This window comes from Streptomyces sp. E2N166, from assembly GCF_003671715.1.
GTDB lineage: Bacteria > Actinomycetota > Actinomycetes > Streptomycetales > Streptomycetaceae > Streptomyces > Streptomyces thinghirensis.
On record NZ_RAIF01000018.1, the window covers coordinates 31,817 to 54,581 of the forward strand.

Sequence of the window (22,765 nt, forward strand, 5' to 3'; positions counted from 1 at the left end):
CAGCGGCGGCGCCGGCCGGCGCCCGAGGAGCCGGCACCGGGACGGCGCGGACGCCGGCCGGCGAAGAAGAGGTCGAAGGGCAAGAAGGCCCTGCTGTGGACCGGCGGCTCCACCGCGTTCGTCGTCCTGGTGGCCGGCCTCGGTGGCTACGTCTACCTCAAGCACCTCGAGGGCAACGTCGCGACGACGGACGTCGGCAGCGCCGGAAGCAGCAGCTTCAGCAAGGACGAGGCCTTCAACATCCTCATCATCGGCACCGACAAACGCACCGGAGCCGGCAACGAGGGCTACGGCGACGCCGGCAGCGTCGGCCACGCGGACACCACGATCCTGCTGCACGTGGCCGAGGACCGCTCCAACGCGACCGCGCTCAGCATCCCCCGCGACCTGATCGTCGACATCCCCGACTGCGAGACCAAGCAGGAGGACGGCTCGAAGGAGATCGTCCCCGGGGAGCAGGGCGTCCGCTTCAACCGGAGCCTCGGCGAGGGCGGCCGGAACGCGGGCTGCACCATGCGCACCGTGAAAGAGGCGACCGGCATCCAGCCGAACCACTTCATGATGGCCGACTTCAACGCGGTCAAGACGCTGACCACCGCCGTCGACGGCGTCGACGTCTGCGTGGAGAACGCCGTCGACGACCCGAAGTCCCACCTCAAGCTGCCCGCGGGCGAGTCCAAGGTCGAGGGCGAGCAGGCCCTCGCCTTCGTCCGTACCCGGCACGCCTTCGGCAACGAGGGCGACCTGGACCGCATCAAGGTGCAGCAGCAGTTCCTGGGATCGCTCATGCGGAAGATGTCCTCCAGCGACACCCTCACCAGCCCCACCAAGCTGGTGAAGCTGGCCGAGGCCGCCACCAAGGCCCTGACCGTGGACGAGCCCATCGGCAACGTGGGCACGCTCAAGGACATCGCCCTGGAGCTGAAGAAGGTGCCGACGAAGAACATCACGTTCCTTACGGTGCCGGTGATCGACAACCCCGCCGAGAAGGTCAAGGCGACGGTCGTCGCCAAGCCGTCGGAGGCACCCCAGATCTTCGACATGATCAAGAACGACATCTCCTTCACCGAGGTCAAGAAGAAGGAGAAGAAGGAGGCCGCCGCCGTCGCCGCCCGCCTCAAGGGCGAGAAGTCCGACCCGTCCGAGGTACGCGTCCGCGTCATGAACGGCGGCGCCCCGGCCGGCAGCGCCCAGCAGGAGCTCCAGTACCTCCAGACGCAGGCGGGCGTCACCAAGTCGGAGAACGCGGGCAACGCCGACGCGGAGATCGCCAGGACGACCCTGGAGTACGCCCCCGACCAGGCCGCCCAGGCCCGCGCCCTCGCCGAGATCCTCGGCCTGTCCGGCGCCGCCATGAAGCCCGGCGAGAGCGTCACCAACGCCCAGGGCCTGCCCACCATGACCCTCACCCTCGGCAAGGACTTCAAGGGCGCCGGGGTCAAACTCGACGCCGCCTCCGTCAAGACGCCGGACGTGGAGAAGTCCACGGCCGACCAGAAGCTGTGCGCCAGTTGACCTGACGGGCCCGTCGTACGTCTCACAGGACGGCGACGGGCCCGCGCGGTGGCGCGGGGGTGGGGAGAGACGCGGACATGACGCGGAGCAGTGTGCAGGGGGAGGACACGCGACAGGGCGAACCGGACGCCCCCGAGCGTGCCGAGGCGGACGGGAAGACGGGGAGCGAGGAGGGCGACGGCGGCGCCGAGGCGGGCAGACGCCGGCCCCGCAGGGGTCGCCGGGTGCTCCGCTGGACGGCGGTGACGCTCGCCGTGCTCATAGCCGGTACGGCCGGCGCCGGTTACCTCTACTACGAGCACCTCAACGACAACATCAAGAAGGACGCCCTGAACCTGGGCGACAACAAGGTCGCCGCGCCGACGCCGAACGCGGCCGGGCAGACCCCGCTGAACATCCTCGTCATCGGCTCGGACGCGCGGGACAGCGAGGCCAACCAGCAACTCGGCGGCGCCCGCGAGACGTTCGGCTCCACGCCGCTGGCGGACGTGCAGATGCTGGTGCACCTGTCCGCCGACCGCAGCAACATGTCGGTCGTCAGCATGCCGCGGGACACCCTCGTGAGGATCCCCAAGTGCACCGACCCGGACGACGGCAAGGTCTACCCGGCGAGCGAGGGCCGGGTGATGACCAACCGGAGCCTCGGCCACGGTGGCCCCGGCTGCACGGTGGCCACCTGGCAGGAGCTGACCGGCATCCACATCGACCACTTCGTGATGGTCGACTTCGCGGGCGTGGTGTCGATGGCGGACGCCGTCGGCGGCGTACCGGTCTGCGTGGACGCCAACATCCACTCGCGCGACAGCAAGGGCCACGGCTCCGGCCTGAAGCTGGAGAAGGGCACGCACCCGGTCAAGGGCGAACAGGCCCTGCAGTGGCTGCGCACCCGCTACGGCTTCGAGGACGGCAGCGACCTCGCGCGGGCCAAGGCCCAGCACATGTACCTGAACTCGATGGTCCGGACGCTGCGCGAGAACGCGACCCTGAGCAGCCCGAACAAGCTGCGCAGGCTCGCCGAGGAGGCCACCCGGGCGCTCACGGTCGACCCGGGACTCGACACCGTCAAGAAGCTGTACGACCTCAGCGACGAACTGCGCGAGGTGAAGCCGGAGCGCATCACCATGACCACGATGCCCAACCGGTACGTGGGCGCCCGCGTGGAGCCGACCGAGGACGCCGAGCAGCTGTTCCGGCTGGTGCGCGAGGACATCGCGCTGGACGGCAAGGACGCCGGGAGGAAGGCGGCCGACGAGGAGACGAAGGTCTCGGACGACCCGGCAGCCGCCGACGACGAGATCGCCGTCCAGGTGCGCAACGGCACCCGAACGGACCGCCTCGGCGCGGCCCGCGGACGCGCGAACACGGTCACGGGACTGCTGGTGGAGCAGGGCTTCGCCAAGGCCGTCGCCGACCCCTCGGTGCTGCCGAGCGAGGACCGTACGGTCGTCCGCTACCCGAGCGCCGACCTGGAGGGCGACGCACAGCGGGTCGCCAAGTCCCTGGGGATTCCCGCGAGTTCGGTGCAGCGGTCGACCGACGTCTCGGGTGTCACGCTCACCGTGGGCGCCGACTGGCGCGAGGGAACGACGTACGAGGCGTCCGCGTCCGACGACCGGACCCCGGAGTCGGCCGAGGCCCTCAACGGCGCGGACGAGAGCGCCTGCATGCACGTGAACCCGGCGTTCACCTGGTCCTGAGCCTGGTCCCGAGCCCGATCCGGCCCGGCGTCACCTGGTCCCTGCGGCGTCGGTGTCGGCGGCGTCGGTGTCGGCGGCCGGCCGCACCGCCGGGCGCCGCGAGGCGATGACCTTCCTGGCCAGCGACTTCGGGCTGGTCAGGAAGCCCCAGCCCCAGGACATGTGCATGGTCGCCAGCGCCACCGGGATCTGCGCCCGCGCCTTCAGCCCCAGCCCCTTGCCCGCCGGGACCGAGCCGGCGGCGATCGCGGCCAGGTAACCGCCGGGCACGACGAAGCCCCACGGGGTCAGCGCGACGCCCACCACGACGCCGGCCGCGATGGCGCACACGGCCGTCGGCGGGGCGAGGTAGCGCAGGTTGATGGAGCCGGAGTGGTAGCGGGCGACGACATGCCGCCAGCGGCCGTAGTCCTTGTACTGCTTGGCCAGCGCCCGCACGGACGGCCGCGGGCGGTAGGACACCTTCAGCTCCGGCGAGAACCAGATCAGGCCGCCGGCCTCGCGGATGCGGAAGTTCAGCTCCCAGTCCTGGGCGCGGATGAACTCCTCGTTGTAGCCGCCCTGCCGCTCCAGTGCCTCGCGGCGGAACACCCCCAGGAACACGGTCTCGGCGGGACCCGCCTGCCCTCCCGTGTGGAAGGCGGCGTTGCCCACGCCGATCTTCGACGTCATCGCGGCGGCGACGGCGTCCTCCCAGGCGTTCTCGCCCTCGGCGTGCATGATGCCGCCGACGTTCTGGGCGCCGGTCTCCTCGAGGAGCCGTACGGCCGTGGCGATGTAGTTCGGCGAGAGCATGCCGTGGCCGTCGACGCGGACGACGACCGGATGGCGGGAGGCCTTGATGGCGGCGTTCAGCGCGGCGGGCGTACGGCCGGTGGGATTCGGCACGGTGTGCACGCGCGGATCCTCGGCGACGAGTTCTGCGGCGATCTCGTCCGTACGGTCCGCGGAGGGACCGAGGGCGATCACGACCTCCATCTCGCCGGCGTACTCCTGGGCGAGGATGGCGCGGACTGAGCCGCGCAGATGCCGCTCCTCGTTGAGGACGGGCATGATCACGGAAACGGCGGGCGGCCGCACGTCGGACTTGGCGTTCATCGGTGCTCACGTTACCGCGAACGGGGGACACGGGTGCGCGCCGCGGGGGTCACAGCCCCGGGCAGCAGATCGTATGGGCCTACGGTGCTCACGGATCCCACGTCCGGCCGCACGGCCCGTCCCCGCGGAGGTGTCACCTTGCCCACGCCGCCCCGCTCCCCCCGGGTCCCGGCCTCGTCCCCCCGTGGCGGCCCGCCACCGCAACGCGGTGGCCCGCGTCCGTCCCGCCGCCCGCCGAGGCCTCCCGTACGGCGGAAGAAGCCGCGCTGGGCCATGCGTGCGGTGACCGCTCTGTCCGTGGTGGTGCTCGCCTCGGCCGGGATCGGGCACGCGGTGCTCTCCAGCCTGGACTCGGACATCTCGCGGGTCGACGCCTTCAAGGACATGAAGAACCGGCCGCGGGCCGGCGACGGCATGAACGTCCTGCTGGTCGGCACCGACGGCCGCGACCGGATCAGCGAGGAGGAACGGCGGAAGTACCGCCTCGGCGGCGCGCCCTGCCACTGCACCGACACGATCATGATCGTGCACATCTCGGAGGACCGGGACCACGCGAGCGTGGTCAGCCTGCCGCGCGACTCCTACGCCGAGACGCCCGACCACACCGACCGCACCACCGGGGAGCACCACAAGGGGCACCCCCTCAAACTGAACGCGGCCTACGCGGAGGGCGGCCCGCAGCTGACCATCCGCACCGTCGAGAACATGACCCGCGTGAAGATCGACCACTACCTGGAGGTCGACTTCACCAGCTTCATGAAGACGGTGGACGTCCTCGGCGGTGTGCGGATCTGCACCGTCCAGCCGCTCAAGGACAGCTACACCGGGCTCGACCTGCCGGCCGGCACCCACGAGCTGACGGGCGGGCAGGCGCTGCAGTACGTCCGCGCCCGCCACCTCGACGGGGCCTCGGACCTGAGCCGGATGAAGCGCCAGCAGCGCTTCCTGGCCGCCCTGATCGACCGGGCGACCTCCTCGGGGCTCCTGCTGAACCCGCTGAAGTTCCGTGACGTCACCCAGGCGGTGCTGGGCTCGGTGCGGGCCGACAAGGGCTTCGGCACCGACGAGCTGCTGGCGCTCGGGCGGGCGATGCGGAACTTCTCGCCGTCCTCGTCCGAGTTCACCACCGTGCCGATCGGGCAGATGGGCTACGCCGTCAAGGGCGTCGGCTCGACCCTGAAGTGGGACCCGGCGGGGTCCGAGCGGATCTTCGACGCCCTGCGCGAGGACGAGCCGCTGGCCGCACCCAAGCCGAAACCGAAGGGTCCGGCGCCGGTCCGGGTCCCGGTGGACCCGGAGCAGATCCGGGTCCAGGTGGAGAACGGCACGCACACGCGAGGGCTCGGCAAGCGGGTCGACGACGCGCTGGCCGCGACCGGGTTCCGCACCACCCGGGTCCCCAGGAACGCCACCGACCGCGCGGTCCAGCGGACCGTCGTCGCCTTCGACCCCCGCTGGGACCGCTCGGCGAAGTCGCTGGCCGCCGCCCTGCCCGGCAGCGAGCTGCGGCCGGTCAAGGGCCAGGGCCCGACGCTCAAGGTGGTCGCGGGCGCCGACTTCGAGCAGGTCGTGAAGGTGAGGCCGGCGGACCCGCCGCAGGAGTCGGGCACGGTGGTGCGCGGCGACGAGGTGGTGTGCGGGAAGAAGTGACCCGCCGGGGCCCCCGCGGCCTCAGTTGCCGGAGACGGTGACCTTCTCGTCGTTCTTCAGCTGCTCGACCAGCTTCTTCACCTTGGCGTCGTCCCACTTGAGGTTGGAGCCGACGCTGCCCGAGACCGGCATGTTCATCGACGTGCCGTCACCGCCGCTGACGCTCTTCATCGCCCAGAACATGCTCGCCAGGTCGAACAGGCCCATGTCCTTGTCGACGATGAGGGAGTCCAGGCCGGCGCCCATCGTCGGGTACAGCTTGAACGGGTTGAGGACGGTCGACGGGGTGGCCACCTGGCTCGCCAGCGCCGACAGGAACTTCTGCTGGTTCTTGGTGCGGTCCAGGTCGGAGCCGGCCAGCGCGTACCGGGTGCGGACGAAGGCGAGGGCGTCCTGGCCGTCCAGGGTCTGCTTGCCCTTCTTGAAGTCGGCGCCGGACTTCGGGTCCTTGATGTCCTGCGGGATGTCCATCTCGACGCCGCCGACCGAGTCCACGATGTTCGCGAAGCCGGCGAAGCCGATCTCCACGTAGTGGTCCAGGCGCAGCCCCGTGTTGTGCTCGATGGTGCGGACCAGCAGCTCGGGGCCGTCCTCCGCGTACGCGGCGTTCAGCTTCACGTGCCGGCCCGTGCCCTCGTACTTCTTCCCGGACTCGGAGCCGACGAAGCTCGGGATCTCCACGTCCGAGTCCCGGGGCAGCGAGATCAGCGTCGACCCGTTGTCCCCGGTGTGCAGGATCATCATCGAGTCGGTGCGCTTGCCCTCGGCGGAACCGGTGTGCAGGTCCTTCTTCTGCTCGTCGGTCATGCCCTCGCGGCTGTCGGAGCCGACGATCAGGTAGTTCGTGCCCTCGCCGGCGCCGGGCCGCTCGATGACCTTGGACAGGTCGACCTCGCGGTTGAGCTTGGAGTCGGCCCAGAAGTACGTGCCGACGGTGGTGACGACCAGCGCGGTCACCACCGTGATCGCCGTCCACTTGATCCGGCGGCGCCAGTCCGGCGCGGGCCGGCCCGGGCCGGGACCACCGGGGCCGGGCCCTCGGCCACCGGGGCTGCCGTAGACCTGGCCGGTGTTGTACCCGCTGTCGTACTGGTCCTGGCCGTCGTGGCCCCGGCCGTCGACGTACGACGGCTGCTGCGGCACCCCGGCGCCGTACGGCGGCGCCGACGGGCCCGGCCCGGGCGGCGGCGCCTGGCCGCGGCGGACCTGACGCATCACACGGGCGCTCTCGGGCCGCGCGCTCGCGCTGCCGCGTCCGTACCCGCTGCCGCGGTTGTCACCGGACCATCCCTCGGGCCAATCATTCATGCGCCCCAGTGTGCCGGTACGCGCTGTGCGCCATACAAGGGTCGTCGGAAAATAGGGTCAGCGCTGTTGCGAAGCTGACACAAATCACGCGGCTGTCGCCCCGGCATAAGGTGGAGGCCATGACAGACCAGGCAGAACAGGCCTCAGCCGCGCAGTCGGCGACTCCGGAGATCCCGGGCAAGCCGACCTCGGCGTCCCGCACCACCCTCAGCCACATCATGACCCACAGCGACACCAACCTGCTGGGCACGGTGCACGGCGGAGTGATCATGAAGCTCGTCGACGACGCGGCGGGCGCCGTGGCCGGCCGGCACTCCGGCGGCCCCGCCGTCACGGCGTCGATGGACGAGATGGCGTTCCTCGAACCGGTCCGCGTCGGCGACCTCGTCCATGTGAAGGCCCAGGTCAACTGGACCGGCCGCTCGTCCATGGAGGTCGGCGTCCGGGTCCTGGCCGAACGCTGGAACGAGTCCACCCCCGCCACCCAGGTCGGCTCGGCGTACCTGGTCTTCGCCGCGGTCGACGCGGACGGCAAGCCGCGCACGGTCCCGCCGGTCCTCCCGGAGACCGAGAAGGACAAGCGCCGCTACCAGGAGGCCCAGATCCGCCGCACCCACCGCCTGGCCCGCCGCCGCGCGATCATGGAGCTGCGCGAGCGGCGGGTGGCGGAGGGCTTCGACGACTGAGGCCGGGGCCGCCCGCGTGAGCCGTACGCCGGTTACGGCAGGTTGCGCGCCATCACGATGCGCTGGACCTGGTTGGTGCCCTCGTAGATCTGCGTGATCTTGGCGTCGCGCATCATGCGCTCCACCGGGTAGTCACGGGTGTAGCCGTAACCGCCGAGGAGCTGGACGGCGTCGGTGGTGACCTCCATCGCCACGTCGGAGGCGAAGCACTTGGCGGCGGCGCCCTGGAAGGTGAGGTCACTGTCAACGCGCTGTGACTTGGCGGCGGCGGCGTACGTCAGCTGGCGGGCGGCCTCGATCTTCATGGCCATGTCGGCGAGCATGAACTGGATGCCCTGGAAGTCGGCGATCGGCTTGCCGAACTGCTTGCGCTCCTTGACGTAGCCCTTGGCGTAGTCGAGGGCGCCCTGGGCGATGCCGAGGGCCTGGGCGGCGATGGTGATGCGGGTGTGGTCCAGCGTCTTCATCGCGGTGGCGAAGCCGGTGCCCTCCTCGCCGATCATGCGGTCGGCGGGGATGCGGACGTTGTCCAGGTAGACCTCGCGGGTCGGCGAGCCCTTGATGCCGAGCTTCTTCTCCGGGGCGCCGAAGGAGACGCCCTCGTCGGACTTCTCGACGACGAAGGCGGAGATGCCCTTGGAGCGCTTGGCGGGGTCGGTGACGGCCATCACCGTGTAGTACTCGGACTCGCCCGCGTTGGTGATCCAGCGCTTGACGCCGTTGAGGACCCAGAAGTCGCCGTCGCGGACGGCCTTGGTCTTCATGCCGGCCGCGTCGGAGCCCGCGTCGGGCTCGGAGAGGCAGTAGGAGAACATGCCGTCGCCCTTGGCGAGCGGGGTCATGTACTTCTTCTTCAGCTCCTCGGAGCCGGAGAGGATCACCGGCAGGGAGCCGAGCTTGTTCACGGCCGGGATGAGGGAGGACGACGCGCAGACGCGGGCGACCTCCTCGATGACGATCACCGTGGCGAGGGCGTCGGCGCCCGCGCCGCCGTACTCCTCGGGGACGTGCACCGCGTGCAGGTCGTTCGCGGTCAGGGCGTCGAGGGCCTCCCGCGGGAAGCGGGCCTCCTCGTCCACCGCCGCGGCGTGCGGCGCGATCTTCGCCTCGGCCAGCGCGCGGACGGCGTCCCGGAGCATGTCGTGCTCCTCGGACGGGCGGTACAGGTCGAAGTCAGCCGATCCGGCCAAGGTCTCTCACGCTCCAAAACGCTGTGATGCTGGGCACGCTAACTACCGTTAAGTAACCCAAATTTTAGAGCCCCCTCCACGTCCGTGGATAGGTGAGCTTGGCGACAGCCGACCGGGGGGCCTGCCCGGTGCCCCGGTTATGCTCGGGCGCGCACCTCCGCCGTACACCTCTGGAGCACCCATGGCCCTCAAGATCACCGTGATCGGCACCGGCTATCTCGGCGCGACCCATGCCGCGGCCATGGCCGAACTCGGTTTCGAGGTGCTGGGCCTGGACGTGGTGCCCGAGAAGATCGAGATGCTCCAGCGGGGCCAGGTCCCGATGTACGAGCCGGGGCTGGAGGAACTGCTCCGCAAGCACGTCGCCGGGATCGAGGGGTCCAGCGGGCGGCTGCGCTTCACCACGGACTTCGCCGAGGTCGCCGCGTTCGGCGACGTGCACTTCCTGTGCGTGAACACGCCGCAGAAGCATGGCGAGTACGCCTGTGACATGTCGTACGTCGAGTCGGCGCTGGCCTCGCTCGCGCCGCAGCTGACCGGACCCGCGCTCGTCGTCGGCAAGTCGACCGTGCCCGTGGGCTCCGCCGACCGGCTGGCCGCCTACCTCGCCGAGCACGCGCCGGCCGGTGACGACGCCGAGCTGGCCTGGAACCCGGAGTTCCTGCGCGAGGGCTTCGCCGTGAAGGACACGCTGCACCCCGACCGGATCGTGGTCGGCGTGCGCAGCGAGCGGGCGGAGAAGCTGCTGCGCGAGGTGTACGCGACGCCGGTGTCGGAGGGCTCGCCCTTCGTCGTCACCGACTTCCCGACGGCCGAACTGGTGAAGACCTCCGCGAACTCCTTCCTCGCCACCAAGATCTCCTTCATCAACGCGATGGCGGAGGTGTGCGAGGCCGCGGACGGCGACGTGGCCAAGCTGGCCGAGGCGATCGGGTACGACGACCGGATCGGGAAGAAGTTCCTGCGGGCCGGGATCGGGTTCGGCGGCGGCTGTCTGCCGAAGGACATCCGGGCGTTCATGGCGCGCGCCGGCGAGCTGGGCGCCGACCAGGCGCTCACCTTCCTGCGCGAGATCGACTCGATCAACATGCGCCAGCGCGGCCAGATGGTGGAGCTGACCCGGCAGGCGCTGGGCGGCGGTCCCTTCCTCGGCAAGCGGGTCGCGGTGCTGGGCGCGACCTTCAAGCCCGACTCGGACGACGTGCGGGACTCGCCCGCGCTGAACGTCGCCGGGCAGGTGCACCTCCAGGGCGCGCAGGTGACGGTGTACGACCCCAAGGGCATGGAGAACGCCCGGCGGCTGTTCCCGACGCTCGGGTACGCCGACTCCGCGCTGGAGGCGGTGCGGGGCGCCGACGTCGTCCTGCACCTGACGGAGTGGCGGGAGTTCCGCGAGCTGGACCCGGGCGCGCTGGGCGAGGCAGTGACCGCCCGGGTGATCCTGGACGGGCGCAACGCCCTGGACCCGCAGGCCTGGCGGAAGGCCGGCTGGACGTACCGCGCGATGGGCCGTCCGACGGCGTAGCCCGTACCCGGTGAAAGGGTGACGCCGGTTCGGCCGAGGCTCAGTCGGCCGAACCGGCGTCTTCTGCATTCTGCCCCACAGGGCGGCCCGGCGGCCGGTGAACCCCCTGTGGATCACACCTCCTTGGCCCGGTACCGGCGCATCTTGGCGCGTGCCCCGCACACCTGCATGGAGCACCAGCGGCCGCGTCCGGCCGGGCTGCGGTCGTAGTACGCCCAGTGGCAGTCGGCGGCCTCGCAGGCCTTCAGCCGGATCCAGGTGCCCGCGACCAGCGCCTCGGCGACGGCGGCGGCGACACGGGCGGTCAGCGAACCGTCCCGGGCCGGAGCCAGGGCGGCGGAGCCGTCGGCCGCGTCGACCGTCACCACCAGCGGGGCTGCGGCGAGCAGTTCGCCGAGCGGGGCCGCCGTGCGGTGCGGCGGGTGACCGGCGTGGGCGAGCAGGGTCGCGCGCAGGGACTCGCGCAGTTCGCGGGCCCCGGGGACGTCGTCCTCCGTCAGACCGAACCGCGCCCGCCCCTCCGGTGTGTCCAGGGAGTCGGCGCCCGTCTCGATGTCCAGCGTGTTCACCAGGGTCTCGACCAGGTCCAGGCCTCCCGGTGCGGGCGATCTCTCACTCATGCTTGCGACGTTACCGCCAATAGGGCAGCATGCAGTAACCGTTACTGGTTACCCGCGCTTTGCCGGTAACCGAAGTACGCGGACTTCAAGGAGGAAGCCATGGCTGTCGCCGAACTGGGCGTCGTCGTTCTGGACTGTCCCGACCCCCACTCACTGGCTCGCTTCTACGCCGACGTGCTCGGCGGCACCGTCGAGGACAAGAGCGACGACCAGTACGAGTGGGTCGACCTCAACCTGCCCGGCGGGCAGACGCTGGCCTTCCAGGGCTCCCCCGGCTACGTACCGCCGAAGTGGCCCGGGCCCGACGGGGCGCAGCAGTTCCACCTCGACCTCGACGTCAAGGACCTGGACGCGGCGGAGAAGGCCGTGCTGGAGCTGGGCGCGAGGCCGCTGGACGCGGAGGACCGGGCCCGGACCTTCCGGGTTTACGCGGACCCGGCCGGGCACCCGTTCTGCCTCTGCGCCTGCTGAGTCCCCCGGACCGCCAACACCGGAAGGCATCCCCATGGCACCCGTGGCACGTTTCCGTTCCGTCGTCCTCGACTGTCCCGAGCCCCGTGAACTGGCCCGCTTCTACGCGCAGGTGGGTGGCGGCAGCCCCGAGGAGCAGGACCCCGACTGGGTCGTCCTCCAGGTGCCCGGCGGGCCGCGGCTGTCCTTCCAGCGGGCGCCGGGGCTGACCCCGCCGGAGTGGCCGCGCGCCGACCGCAACGCCCAGCAGTTCCACCTCGACTTCGACGGCGGGGCGACCTGGGAGGAGATGGACGCGGCGCACGAGAAGGTGCTCGCGCTGGGCGCCCGGCCGCTGGACCTGGAGGACCGGGAGAAGAAGGACTTCATGGTGTACGCCGATCCGGCGGGGCATCCGTTCTGCCTGTGCCGGATCGAGCACGCGTGACGGTCGCCCGTCGATTCCGGCGAGCCGCTCAGCGTCGATTCCGGCGAGCCGCTCAGCCGTCGAGTTCGGCGATCGTCGCCGTCGACGGCTCCCGGCGCAGCTGTGCCGCACGGGCGGTGAAGGCCGCTCCCCGCAGTACGCGCTGGACGTTGCCCCAGGTCAGCAGGGCGACGTCCGCCTCGGCCCAGCCGCGTCGCAGCAGCTCGGCGATGAGCCGGGGGTAACAGGAGGCGTCACCGAGCTCAAGCGGATGGGCCGTGCCGGCGTCGTAGGTGCCGGACAGGCCGACGCTCTCCGGGCCGGCCACCGTGCGGACGTGGTCGAGGTGGTCGGCGACGTCCCGGACGGTCGGGCCGGTCTGCTCGGCGGTGAGCGGCACCATGCACAGGCCCCCGGCCGCACCCAGTTCGACGAGCAGGTCGTCGGGGAGGTTGGCGGGGTGCGGGCGCAAGGCGCGGGCGGCGGAGCGGGTGCACAGCGCCGGCGCCTTGGAGACGGCGAAGGTACGGCGGATGGTCTCGGCCGAGGCGCCCGAGAGGTCGGCGACGACGCCGAGGCGGTTCATCTCGCGGACGACCTCCTCGCCGAACCGGGTCAGCCCCGTCTCGCTCGCCCAGGTCGCCCCGGTCAGCGTGATCACGCGCAGGCCGAGGGCGTGCAGGGCACGCAGGATGCCGAGGCAGTCCCCGACGGCGGCGGCGCCGGCGGGGCCGGGCAGCACGGCGACCCGGCCGCAGTTGCGGGCGTCGATGGCCTGCCCGGCGTCGTACGCCAGGCGCAGCCCTTCCGGATGGGCCCGGACGACCATCTTGACCAGGTCCAGCTGCTCCATGGTGGCGCCGACGGCCCGGTCCCCGTCGATGGCGTCGGGCAGGTGCAGCGACCAGAACAACGCCCCCACATGGCCCTCACGCAGCCGGGGCACGTCGGTGTCGACGGCGCTCTCGCCCAGCTCCAGGTCGTACCAGGGCAGGTGCTTGAGCGCCCAGGGCAGGCCACTGTAGCCGTCGGCGACGGGGTGGGCGGCCAGTACGGCGTGCGCCCGGGTGAGCGGCTCGTCGTCGGGGTCGGACACGGGCGCGTAGGGCTCTGGCGGGAAGGCCTCCGCGGCAGGCGGCACGGGCAGGTCGACGAGCCCGCCGGCCGCGGTGCTGGTGTGCAGGTCGTCCTGGAGGTCTGCCATGGCGGGCTCCGTACGGTCGTCGTGCGTTACCGTCACCGTCGCACGGAGCGGAAAGGGCTTCCTGGTGGGTGGGGCGTTCGGGGGTACGCCGCTCAGCCCCGGGCCGCCGCCTCGATCACCTCGTCCAGGGTGTCCCGGGAGCGGAGCAGGTCGGCGATCATCCGGTCGATGCGGGCGCGCTCGGCGGTGAGGTCGGCGACCAGCCTCGGCGAGGCCGCGGTCGAGGGGCCGCCGTCCCCGTCCCGCATGCAGGGCAGGAGTTGCGCGATCTTGGCGCTGCACAGACCGGCCGCGTACAGCTCCTGGATCCGGATGACCCGGTCGACGGCCGTCTCGGCGTATTCGCGGTGGCCGCCGGGCGTGCGCTCGGCCGCGAGCAGCGACTGCTTCTCGTAGTAGCGCAGCGAGCGTTCGCTGACGCCCGTGCGCCGGGCGAGTTCACCGATCCGCATCCGTACGTCTCCTCGGCTGGTCTCCGGGGCCTTGATTCTGACATCAGTGTCAGGTTCTAGCGTACGGGCATGTCGAAAACAACAGCGCTCTTCGCGTCCGCCCCGCTCGGCCCGCTCACCCTTCCCAACCGTCTGGTGATGGCCCCGCTGACCCGCAACCGCGCCGAGGCCGACGGCACCCCGACCCCGCTCATGGCCACCTACTACGCCCAGCGCGCCGCCGCCGGGCTGATCGTCGCCGAGGCCGCGACACCCAACGCGGTCGGGCAGACGTACCCGAACATCACCGCCGTCCACAGCGCGCGGCACGTGGCGGGCTGGCGGCAGGTCACCGACGCGGTACGGGATGCGGGCGGGCGGATGTTCCTCCAGCTCCAGCACGGCGGCCGGGTCGGCCATCCCGCGACCAGCGGGCTGACGCCCGTCGCGCCCTCGCCGGTGCCGCTGCCCGAGACGATCTTCACGCCCCGGGGGCACCGTCCGGCCGTCGTCCCGAGGGAGATGAACGAGGAGGACATCCGCACCACCGTCGCCGACTTCGCGCGTGCCGCCCGCAACGCGCTCGACGCCGGCTTCGAGGGCGTGGAGGTGCACTCGGCCAACGGCCACCTCCTGCACCAGTTCCTGGCCGCCAACACCAACCGTCGCACCGACGGCTACGGCGGCTCCGTCGCCGCGCGGATCCGCTTCACGGCCGAGGTGGTCGAGGCCGTGGCCGCCGAGATCGGCGCCGAACGGGTGGGCCTGCGGGTCTCCCCCGGCAACACGGTCAACGGCATCGCGGAGGGCGAAACCGAGGAGATCTACCCGGCGCTCACCGAGCGGCTCCGCGGGCTCGGACTGGCGTATCTGCACCTGGTGTACGCCGACCCGGACGCGCCGGTGTTCCGCAGGATCCGCGCCGGCTGGCCCGGGGTGCTGATCGCCAACCCGGTGCTGGGCGGGGAACTCTCCACGGGCGCCGTGCGCCGCGCCTCCGAGCGGCTGCTGGACGCCGGGGCCGATCTGATCGCCCTGGGCCGGCCGTTCCTCGCCAATCCCGACCTGGTGGAGCGGCTGCGGCTGGGCGCGCCGCTGAATCCGGTGCGGGACCGGTACTTCATGTACGTGGGCGGGGCGACCGGCTACACCGACTACCCCGCCCTCGGAGAGGAGTCCGCTCAGCCGTCCAGTGCTTCGAGCGTGGCGTTGGACGGCCCCCGCGTCGCCTGAAGCCCCCGGGCCACGTCCTCCGCGGCGCCCAGCACCCGGACCGCGTTCTTCCAGGTCAGCTTGGCCAGGTCGGCCTGGGACCAGCCGCGGTCGAGCAGCTCGGCGATCAGGTTCGGGTAGCCGGACACGTCGCTGAGGCCGTCGGGTGTGAAGGCCGTGCCGTCGTAGTCGCCGCCGATGCCGAGGTGGTCGACGCCGGCGACCTCGCGCATGTGGTCGAGGTGGTCGGCGACCGTGGACACCGTGGCGACGGGGCGCGGGGAGCTCTCCTCGAAGGCGCGGTGGATCTTCATCGCCTCGGGGCCGGAGTCGAGGTGGTGGAAGCCGTGCGCGCGCATGTTGTCGTCGGCGGCGGCCGTCCAGTCCACGGCCGCCTGGAGCACGAACTTCGGCACGAACGTCACCATCGCCATGCCCCCGTTGGCCGGCAGCCGCTCCAGCACGTCGTCCGGGATGTTGCGCGGGTGGTCGCAGACGGCACGCGCGGAGGAGTGGGAGAAGATCACCGGCGCGGTGGAGGTGTCCAGCGCGTCGCGCATCGTCGTCGCCGCCACGTGCGAGAGGTCGACCAGCATGCCCTCGCGGTTCATCTCCCGCACCACCTCGCGGCCGAAGGCCGTCAGGCCGCCGGCGGCGGGCTCGTCGGTCGCCGAGTCCGCCCACGCCACGTTGTCGTTGTGGGTGAGGGTCATGTAGCGCACGCCGAGCGCGTACAGCGCGCGGAGCGTGGCGAGCGAGTCGTCGATGGAGTGGCCGCCCTCGGCGCCCATCAGCGAGGCGATGCGGCCCTCGGCGCGCGCGGCCTCCATGTCGGCGGCGCTCAGCGCGGCGCGCAGCTCCTCGGGGTGGCGGTCGATCAGCCGCCGTACGCAGTCGATCTGCTCCAGGGTCGCGGTCACCGCGCCCGGCAGGTCCGAGCGGACGTACACCGACCAGTACTGCGCGCCGACGCCGCCGGCGCGCAGCCGGGCGAGGTCGGTGTGCAGGTGGGCGGACTGGTCCGCGGCGATGTCGCGGGCGTCGAGGTCGTAGCGGACCTGCTCGCGCAGCGCCCAGGGCAGGTCGTTGTGGCCGTCGACGACGGGGAACTCGCGCAGCAGCTCCCGGGCCTGGTCGAGGGAGGTCACGGGCCTCACTTCCCGAAGCCGAAGGCCGCGGAGCCCTCGACCTTGGTGCGCAGCCGCTTGCCCTTCTCGGTGGCCTGGTCGTTGAGGTCCTGCTGGAACTCACGCATGCGGGCCAGCAGCTCGTCGTCGTGGGCCGCGAGCATCCGCGCGGCCAGGAGACCCGCGTTGCGGGCACCGCCGACCGAGACGGTGGCGACGGGGACACCCGCCGGCATCTGCACGATCGACAGGAGGCTGTCCATGCCGTCCAGGTACTTCAGCGGCACCGGCACGCCGATCACGGGCAGCGGGGTGACCGAGGCGAGCATGCCGGGCAGGTGGGCGGCGCCGCCGGCCCCGGCGATGATCGCCTTCAGCCCGCGTCCGGCGGCCTGCTCGCCGTAGGCGATCATCTCGTGCGGCATGCGGTGCGCGGAGACGACGTCGACCTCGTAGGGGATCTCGAACTCGTCGAGTGCCTTGGCGGCGGCCTCCATCACGGGCCAGTCGGAGTCCGACCCCATGACGATGCCCACGACCGGACTGACCGGGCTGGCCTGGCTCATTCGGTGATCGTCCCTCTCAGGTAGCCGGCAGCGTGACGGGCGCGCTCCAGCACGTCGTCCAGGTCGTCGCCGTAGGTGTTGACGTGACCCACCTTGCGGCCGGGCTTCACGTCCTTGCCGTACATGTGGATCTTCAGCTGGGGGTCGCGGGCCATGCAGTGCAGGTACGCGGAGTACATGTCCGGGTAGTCGCCGCCGAGGACGTTGACCATGACCGTCCACTGGGCGCGCGGGCGCGGGTCGCCGAGGGGGAGGTCGAGGACCGCGCGGACGTGGTTGGCGAACTGCGACGTGATCGCGCCGTCCATCGTCCAGTGGCCGGAGTTGTGCGGGCGCATCGCCAGTTCGTTGACGAGGACGCGGCCGTCGCGGGTCTGGAACAGCTCGACGGCGAGGTGGCCGACGACGTCCAGTTCCTTGGCGATGCTGAGCGCCATCTCCTCGGCCCTGAGCGCCAGCGTCCCGTCGAGGCCGGGAGCGGGCGCGATCACCGTGTCGCAGACGCCCTTCACCTGCCGGGACTCGACGACGGGGTACGCCACCGCCTGGCCGTGCGGGGAGCGGACCACGTTCGCGGCCAGCTCGCGGACGAAGTCGACCTTCTCCTCCGCCAGCACGGGCACACCGGCGCGGAAGGGCTCGGCGGCCTCCTCGACGGAGTCCACCACCCACACGCCCTTGCCGTCGTAACCGCCGCGCACGGTCTTGAGGACGACGGGGAAACCGTCCCCCTCGTCCGCGAAGGCGGCCACGTCGGCCGGATCGCTCACGATCCGGTGCCGCGGGCAGGGCACGCCGATCGCGTCGAGCCTCGCGCGCATCACGCCCTTGTCCTGGGCGTGCACGAGCGCGTCAGGACCGGGGCGCACGGGGATGCCGTCCGCCTCCAGGGCCCTGAGATGCTCGGTCGGCACGTGCTCGTGATCGAAGGTGATCACGTCACAGCCGCGCGCGAACTCGCGCAGCGTGTCCAGATCGCGATAGTCGCCGATGACGACTTCGTTCACGACCTGCGCCGCAGAGTCCTGGGGGGTGTCACTGAGGAGCTTGAACCTGATGCCCAACGGGATGCCAGACTCGTGTGTCATACGAGCGAGCTGGCCACCGCCGACCATGCCGACTACGGGGAACGTCACACCCCTAGCGTATCGGCCGCGCGAGGCCCACCTGTTTACCGGCCGTTTCCCCGGCGGTACGGCCCCCCTTTCCCGTCGCCCGGCGTCCGTCCGCAGGAAGATCGCACGTCCGGGTGGTTAGCATGAACGGATTGACGCCAACCGATGGACGGGGGCCTGCACGACCATGGGACATGGTTCCTCGGGTGCTCATACGGCTCCCCCCACATCCCCCGCGCCCCAGGCGCCGCGTGCCGCGGTGCGGGAGCGGATCGGCCGGCTGGCCCGTGAGGTCGTGAAGTTCGGCGCGGTGGGCGGCGCGGGGGTCCTGGTCAACCTTCTCGTCTTCAACCTGGTCCGGCACGCGACCGACCTCGCGGTGGTGCGGGCGAGCATCATCGCGACCGTCGTCGCGATCGTCTTCAACTACCTGGGCTTCCGCTACTTCACCTACCGGGACCGCGACAAGGGCCGCCGGACCCGCGAGATGTCGCTGTTCCTGGTGTTCAGCGCGGTCGGGCTGGTGATCGAGAACGGCGTGCTCTACACCGCGACGTACGGCTTCGGCTGGGACAGCCCGCTGCAGAGCAACATCTTCAAGTTCCTCGGCATCGGTCTCGGGACGCTGTTCCGCTTCTGGTCGTACCGCACCTGGGTCTTCCGGACACTGCCGGCCCGCGAGCCGGTGACGCGGGCGGAGACCTTCCTGGAGCACGAGCAGCCTACGGCGATGCGCACCACGGACGGCACCCCCGCGGCCCACCGCTGACGGCGGCCGGGGCCTGCCCGCGCGGTGCGCCTAGCGCACCGTCCCCCCCGAGGCCCCGGACGACTTCTTCGACGGCGGTGTGCGCGACAGGAACAGGCCGAACACCGGAGGACGGCCCTGGAGGAGCTCCAGCCGGCCGCCGTCCGCCTCGGCCAGGTCACGGGCGACGGCGAGGCCGATACCCGTCGAGTTCCGCCCGCTGATCGCGCGCTCGAAGATCCGCGCCCCCAGGTCGCCCGGGACGCCGGCCCCCTCGTCGGTGACCTCGACCACCGCCTGGTTGCCGGTCACCCGGGTCCGCAGGGCCACCGTGCCGCCGCCGTGCATCAGTGAGTTCTCGATGAGCGCGGCCAGCACCTGCGCCACCGCGCCCGGGGTGCCCACGGCCGTCAGATGCCGTTTGCCGGAACTGACGATCGCCCGCCCCTCGCTGCGGTAGGCGGGGCGCCACTCCGCGATCTGCTGCTGGATGATGTCGTCCAGCTCGAAGGTGACGGCGGAGCCGCTGCGCGGGTCGCGGGAGTTCGTCAGCAGCCGGTCCACGACGTCCGTCAGCCGCTCCACCTGCGACAGCGCGATCGCCGCCTCGTCCTTCACCGTCTCCAGTTCGTCGGTGAGGGTGATCTCCTCCAGCCGCATGGACAGCGCGGTCAGCGGTGTGCGCAGCTGATGGGAGGCGTCGGCGGCCAGGCGGCGCTCGGCGGTGAGCATCCGGGCGATGCGCTCGGCGGAGGAGTCCAGCACGTCCGCGACCCGGTCCAGCTCGGGGACGCCGTAGCGCTTGTGCCTCGGGCGCGGGTCGCCGGAGCCGAGGCGTTCGGCGGTCTCGGCGAGGTCGGTGAGCGGGGAGGCGAGGCGGTTGGCCTGCCGGATCGCCAGCAGCACCGCGGCGATCACCGCGAGCAGCGCCACCAGAGCGATGATCAGCAGGGTCCGGCCGACCTCGCGGGTCACCGAGGAACTCGGCTCCTCGACGAGGACCGTCTCGCCCTCCTCGCCGGTGGCCCTGCCCCGGATAACCTCACCGGTCGGCCGGCTGCCGACCTCGATGACCGGCTTGCCGGGGATCCGGATCTCGGCGTACCGGGCGTCCCGTACCTGCTCCCGGAGGAACTTGGCGTCGACGGACCCGGCGCCGAGCAGCCGGCTGTCCACGATGCTGGCCAGCCGCACCGCCTCCAGGTCGACCCGCTCCTGGGCGGAGCTGCTGATCGTCCGGGTCTCGACGATCACGAGGGAGACGCCGAACACGGCGATCACGACGAGCACCACGGCGAGCGTGGACTGGATCAGTCGACGGCGCATGTCCTCTTACCCGGGCAGGCCCTACGGGCGCTCAGCACTTGCTCACTTCTCGCTCAGCTCTTGCCTCAGCTCTTGCTCAGTTCTTCTCGAAACGGAAGCCGACGCCGCGCACGGTGGCGATGTAGCGGGGGTTGGCCGCGTCGTCCCCCAGCTTCTTGCGGAGCCAGGAGATGTGCATGTCGAGGGTCTTGGTCGACGACCACCAGGTGGTGTCCCAGACCTCGCGCATCAGCTGGTCCCGGGTGACGACCCGGCCGGCGTCGCGCACCAGCACCCGCAGCAGGTCGAACTCCTTGGCCGTGAGCTGGAGCTCCTCCTCGCCCATCCAGGCCCGGTGCGACTCGACGTCGATGCGCACACCGTGCGTGGCGGCCGGCTGCGGCGGCTCGACGGCACCGCGCCGCAGCAGGGCGCGGACCCGGGCGAGCAGCTCGGCGAGGCGGAAGGGCTTGGTGACGTAGTCGTCGGCACCCGCGTCCAGACCGACGACGGTGTCCACCTCGTCGGCGCGCGCGGTCAGGATCAGGATCGGCACGGCGTGGCCCTCGGACCGCAGCCGACGGGCGACCTCCAGCCCGTCCATGCCCGGCAGGCCCAGGTCCAGCACGACCAGATCGATGGCGCCCTGCAGCCCGGCGTCGAGTGCGGTGGGTCCGTCCTCACGCACCTCGACCTCGTACCCTTCCCGGCGCAGTGCGCGGGCCAGCGGCTCCGAGATGGACGCGTCGTCCTCGGCGAGCAGTACACGGGTCATGAGCTGATGGTAGTCCGCTCGGAGCAGCGCCCGGGGCGTGATCGCCCCGAGGGTCTCTTACCTACGGACAAGCCGGGCACCCGCCGCGCGACCTGCCCGTCCGACCCCCCGCCGACCCGCCACCGGCCCACTGTGCGAACCTGCGCCTGTGGGGTGTCATCCTGAGATGGACCTTCGAAAGATCGTTCGCGGTTCCTTTATTACCTGTGATCCGCGTCTCAAGTCCTTCCATACCGGGCGGTGTCCTGCCGTATGGTGAATCAGCGCCTGTAGCACCCAGGGGACCTTTGGCGAGGGTTTGACGCTGAGGGTCTCTTTTGTGTGCGGGTCGGCCCTCACGGCCGGCCTCGAAAGGAATGACCTGTGGCCGGGCCTCACCGCGCGCACTGACGTGCGCGGAGGCGTGGATCCCGGTGGCCGCCGTCCGCCGCTTCGTAATCCGGAGCGGATCCCCCTCAAGGCGTGGGGCGGGCGGGTGACGGCCGCCGGTGCCGGCCGCCCCCCACCGGGCGCGCATCGCCTCATGAGCGCGTCCCGACCAGCAAGGATCGACCATGGCGTCCAGCCTGACGAAGGACTCGGTCTCCCCGGGCACCCCCGGATCCGAGAAGACCTTCTTCGGCCACCCCCGCGGACTGGCCACTCTCTTCATGACCGAGATGTGGGAGCGTTTCTCCTACTACGGCATGAGGGCCCTGCTCCCGCTGTACCTGGTGGCCCCCGGCGGTCTCGGCATGAACGCCGGCACCGCGACCGCGATCTACTCGGTGTACCTCTCGCTGGTGTACCTGCTCACGATGCCGGGCGGCTGGTTCGGCGACCGTGTCTGGGGTCCCCGCAAGACCGTCGCCGTCGCCGGTGGCGTGATCATGCTCGGTCACCTCACGCTGGCGCTGCCGTCCTCCGGCACGTTCTTCGCGGGCCTCGGTCTGGTCGCCATCGGCTCGGGTCTGCTGAAGGCCAACATCTCCACGATGGTCGGCCAGCTCTACAGCGGCCCCGACGACCCGCGCCGCGACGGTGGCTTCACCGTCTTCTACATGGGCATCAACCTGGGTGCCTTCGCGGCGCCGCTGATCATCGGCACCATCGGTGAGAACGTCAACTGGCACCTCGGCTTCGCGCTCGCCGCGGTCGGCATGGGCCTGGGCGTCATCCAGTTCCTGCTCGGCAGCCGCCACCTGGCCCCGCACTCCAGCGTGGTGCCGAAGCCGCTGTCGGTGGAGGAGAAGACCTCCACGCTGCGCAAGGCCGCCTTCTGGGCCGCGCTCGCCGTCGTCTTCTACGCGATCGTCGGCTTCTCCGGCTCCTACACCCTGAACTGGATCCTGGTCCCGCTGACGCTGCTCGGCGTGATCATCCCGGTGCTGGTACTGACCCGCATCAAGCGCGACAAGGAGCTGAACCGCGCCGAGCAGTCCAAGATGTCGGCGTACATCTGGTTCTTCGTCGCCGCGGCCGTCTTCTGGATGATCTACGACCAGGGCGGTTCGACCCTGGCGATCTTCGCCGACTCCTCGACCGACACCAGCGTCCTCGGCTGGGAGTTCCCGGTCTCCTGGTTCCAGTCGGTCAACCCGGTCATCATCATGGCCCTGGCCCCGGTCTTCGCCACGGTGTGGCTGGCGCTCGCCCGCCGCGGCAAGGAGCCGAGCACGATCGTGAAGTTCTCGTTCGGCCTGGTGCTGGTCGGCGCGTCCTTCTTCCTCTTCCTGGCCCCGCTGGCCATCGCGGACGGCGGCCACAAGGCGGCCGCGCTGTGGCTGGTGGCGATCTACTTCGTCCAGACCTGCGGTGAGCTGATGCTCTCCCCGGTCGGCCTGTCGGTCACGACGAAGATGGCGCCCGTGAAGTACGCCTCGCAGATGATGGGCGTCTGGTTCCTGGCCGTCACCGCCGGTGACGCCACGACCGGCCTGCTCTCCATCGCCGGCGTCGACCTCAACAAGACGGGCATCGTCGCCGCGGAGGCCGCCCTGGCCGTCCTCGCCGGTGTCGCGATCTGGATGTACCGCAAGCGCGTGAAGGAACTCATGGGCGACGTCCGCTGAGGCCTGCCGGCCTGGCGGTTCCTGCCTGCGGAGGGTCATCGCATCCCGGTGGATGCGGTGGCCCT

21 protein-coding genes are annotated in these 22,765 nt (G+C 71.2%); 10 read left to right on the forward strand and 11 right to left on the reverse strand.

Annotated features, from left to right (window positions below; translation table 11 throughout):
• Nucleotides 1–1,515: LCP family protein (locus EBH09_RS14395; protein ID WP_153182670.1), on the forward strand; the 1,515-nt coding region annotated here is incomplete at its 5' end.
• Nucleotides 1,516–1,592: 77 nt separating this feature from the next.
• Nucleotides 1,593–3,212 (forward strand): LCP family protein, encoded by a 1,620-nt coding sequence (locus EBH09_RS14400; RefSeq protein WP_121747420.1) that lies wholly within the window; start codon nt 1,593–1,595, stop codon nt 3,210–3,212.
• A 30-nt stretch (nt 3,213–3,242) separates the two neighbouring features.
• Here the strand turns inward: EBH09_RS14400 and EBH09_RS14405 are convergent, their stop codons facing one another.
• Nucleotides 3,243–4,310 carry a glycosyltransferase family 2 protein gene (locus EBH09_RS14405; protein WP_121747421.1) on the reverse strand — a complete coding sequence of 356 codons (1,068 nt, stop codon included), beginning with the start codon at nt 4,308–4,310 and terminating at the stop codon, nt 3,243–3,245.
• A gap of 273 nt (nt 4,311–4,583) precedes the next feature.
• Here EBH09_RS14405 and EBH09_RS14410 point away from each other — a divergent pair, with 273 nt between their 5' ends.
• A complete protein-coding gene (locus tag EBH09_RS14410; protein ID WP_121747422.1) occupies nt 4,584–5,960 on the forward strand; it encodes an LCP family protein in 1,377 nt (458 codons plus the stop codon).
• Nucleotides 5,961–5,981: 21 nt separating this feature from the next.
• On the opposite strand, the gene EBH09_RS14415 is transcribed toward EBH09_RS14410, so the two are convergent.
• Nucleotides 5,982–7,268, reverse strand: coding sequence for an LCP family protein (locus tag EBH09_RS14415; protein WP_193776319.1), 1,287 nt, complete (start codon nt 7,266–7,268; stop codon nt 5,982–5,984).
• Nucleotides 7,269–7,387: 119 nt separating this feature from the next.
• Here EBH09_RS14415 and EBH09_RS14420 point away from each other — a divergent pair, with 119 nt between their 5' ends.
• The gene (locus tag EBH09_RS14420; protein WP_193776320.1) at nt 7,388–7,954 is read left to right on the forward strand and encodes an acyl-CoA thioesterase; all 567 of its coding nucleotides are present in this window, start codon (nt 7,388–7,390) and stop codon (nt 7,952–7,954) included.
• A 32-nt stretch (nt 7,955–7,986) separates the two neighbouring features.
• Here EBH09_RS14420 and EBH09_RS14425 read toward each other — a convergent pair whose 3' ends face one another.
• Nucleotides 7,987–9,144 carry an acyl-CoA dehydrogenase gene (locus EBH09_RS14425; protein ID WP_121747424.1) on the reverse strand — a complete coding sequence of 386 codons (1,158 nt, stop codon included), beginning with the start codon at nt 9,142–9,144 and terminating at the stop codon, nt 7,987–7,989.
• 181 nt (nt 9,145–9,325) lie between these two features.
• On the opposite strand from EBH09_RS14425, the gene EBH09_RS14430 reads away from it, so the two are divergent.
• Complete coding sequence (locus tag EBH09_RS14430; RefSeq protein WP_121747425.1) at nt 9,326–10,669, forward strand: UDP-glucose/GDP-mannose dehydrogenase family protein; 1,344 nt, start codon at nt 9,326–9,328, stop codon at nt 10,667–10,669.
• A gap of 113 nt (nt 10,670–10,782) precedes the next feature.
• On the opposite strand, the gene EBH09_RS14435 is transcribed toward EBH09_RS14430, so the two are convergent.
• Entirely contained in the window at nt 10,783–11,289 is a 507-nt protein-coding gene (locus EBH09_RS14435; protein WP_121747426.1) for a CGNR zinc finger domain-containing protein, read from the reverse strand.
• 99 nt (nt 11,290–11,388) lie between these two features.
• Here EBH09_RS14435 and EBH09_RS14440 point away from each other — a divergent pair, with 99 nt between their 5' ends.
• Both EBH09_RS14440 and EBH09_RS14445 read left to right on the forward strand, forming a co-directional pair.
• Complete coding sequence (locus EBH09_RS14440) at nt 11,389–11,760, forward strand: VOC family protein (RefSeq protein WP_121747427.1); 372 nt, start codon at nt 11,389–11,391, stop codon at nt 11,758–11,760.
• Between the two features lie 34 nt (nt 11,761–11,794).
• Entirely contained in the window at nt 11,795–12,187 is a 393-nt protein-coding gene (locus EBH09_RS14445) for a VOC family protein (protein WP_121747428.1), read from the forward strand.
• A 52-nt stretch (nt 12,188–12,239) separates the two neighbouring features.
• Here EBH09_RS14445 and EBH09_RS14450 read toward each other — a convergent pair whose 3' ends face one another.
• On the reverse strand, nt 12,240–13,370 hold the full coding sequence (locus tag EBH09_RS14450; protein WP_121747802.1) for a dipeptidase: 1,131 nt from the start codon (nt 13,368–13,370) through the stop codon (nt 12,240–12,242).
• 92 nt (nt 13,371–13,462) lie between these two features.
• A complete protein-coding gene (locus tag EBH09_RS14455) occupies nt 13,463–13,822 on the reverse strand; it encodes a MerR family transcriptional regulator (RefSeq protein ID WP_121747429.1) in 360 nt (119 codons plus the stop codon).
• 69 nt (nt 13,823–13,891) lie between these two features.
• Here EBH09_RS14455 and EBH09_RS14460 point away from each other — a divergent pair, with 69 nt between their 5' ends.
• The gene (locus EBH09_RS14460; protein ID WP_121747430.1) at nt 13,892–15,034 is read left to right on the forward strand and encodes an alkene reductase; all 1,143 of its coding nucleotides are present in this window, start codon (nt 13,892–13,894) and stop codon (nt 15,032–15,034) included.
• Here the strand turns inward: EBH09_RS14460 and EBH09_RS14465 are convergent.
• From EBH09_RS14465 to EBH09_RS14475, 3 genes are read right to left on the reverse strand one after another with little or no spacing between them, the layout of a single operon-like run.
• On the reverse strand, nt 14,983–16,161 hold the full coding sequence (locus EBH09_RS14465) for a dipeptidase (protein ID WP_121747431.1): 1,179 nt from the start codon (nt 16,159–16,161) through the stop codon (nt 14,983–14,985). The two genes, EBH09_RS14460 and EBH09_RS14465, sit on opposite strands and share 52 nt — an antisense overlap.
• Before the next feature lie 5 nt (nt 16,162–16,166).
• Nucleotides 16,167–16,706, reverse strand: coding sequence for a 5-(carboxyamino)imidazole ribonucleotide mutase (gene purE / locus EBH09_RS14470; protein ID WP_121747432.1), 540 nt, complete (start codon nt 16,704–16,706; stop codon nt 16,167–16,169).
• The gene (locus EBH09_RS14475) at nt 16,703–17,842 is read right to left on the reverse strand and encodes a 5-(carboxyamino)imidazole ribonucleotide synthase (protein WP_121747433.1); all 1,140 of its coding nucleotides are present in this window, start codon (nt 17,840–17,842) and stop codon (nt 16,703–16,705) included. The genes purE and EBH09_RS14475 overlap by 4 nt, the downstream gene beginning before the upstream one ends.
• A 166-nt stretch (nt 17,843–18,008) precedes the next feature.
• Here EBH09_RS14475 and EBH09_RS14480 point away from each other — a divergent pair, with 166 nt between their 5' ends.
• Nucleotides 18,009–18,590 (forward strand): GtrA family protein, encoded by a 582-nt coding sequence (locus EBH09_RS14480; protein WP_121747434.1) that lies wholly within the window; start codon nt 18,009–18,011, stop codon nt 18,588–18,590.
• Nucleotides 18,591–18,620: 30 nt separating this feature from the next.
• Here EBH09_RS14480 and EBH09_RS14485 read toward each other — a convergent pair whose 3' ends face one another.
• Both EBH09_RS14485 and EBH09_RS14490 read right to left on the reverse strand, forming a co-directional pair.
• Complete coding sequence (locus EBH09_RS14485) at nt 18,621–19,895, reverse strand: ATP-binding protein (RefSeq protein WP_121747435.1); 1,275 nt, start codon at nt 19,893–19,895, stop codon at nt 18,621–18,623.
• A 76-nt stretch (nt 19,896–19,971) separates the two neighbouring features.
• Entirely contained in the window at nt 19,972–20,649 is a 678-nt protein-coding gene (locus EBH09_RS14490) for a response regulator transcription factor (protein ID WP_121747436.1), read from the reverse strand.
• A gap of 554 nt (nt 20,650–21,203) precedes the next feature.
• Between EBH09_RS14490 and EBH09_RS14495 the strand changes: the two genes are divergently transcribed.
• Nucleotides 21,204–22,700 (forward strand): oligopeptide:H+ symporter, encoded by a 1,497-nt coding sequence (locus tag EBH09_RS14495; protein WP_121747437.1) that lies wholly within the window; start codon nt 21,204–21,206, stop codon nt 22,698–22,700.
• The last annotated feature ends 65 nt before the right edge of the window (nt 22,701–22,765 follow it).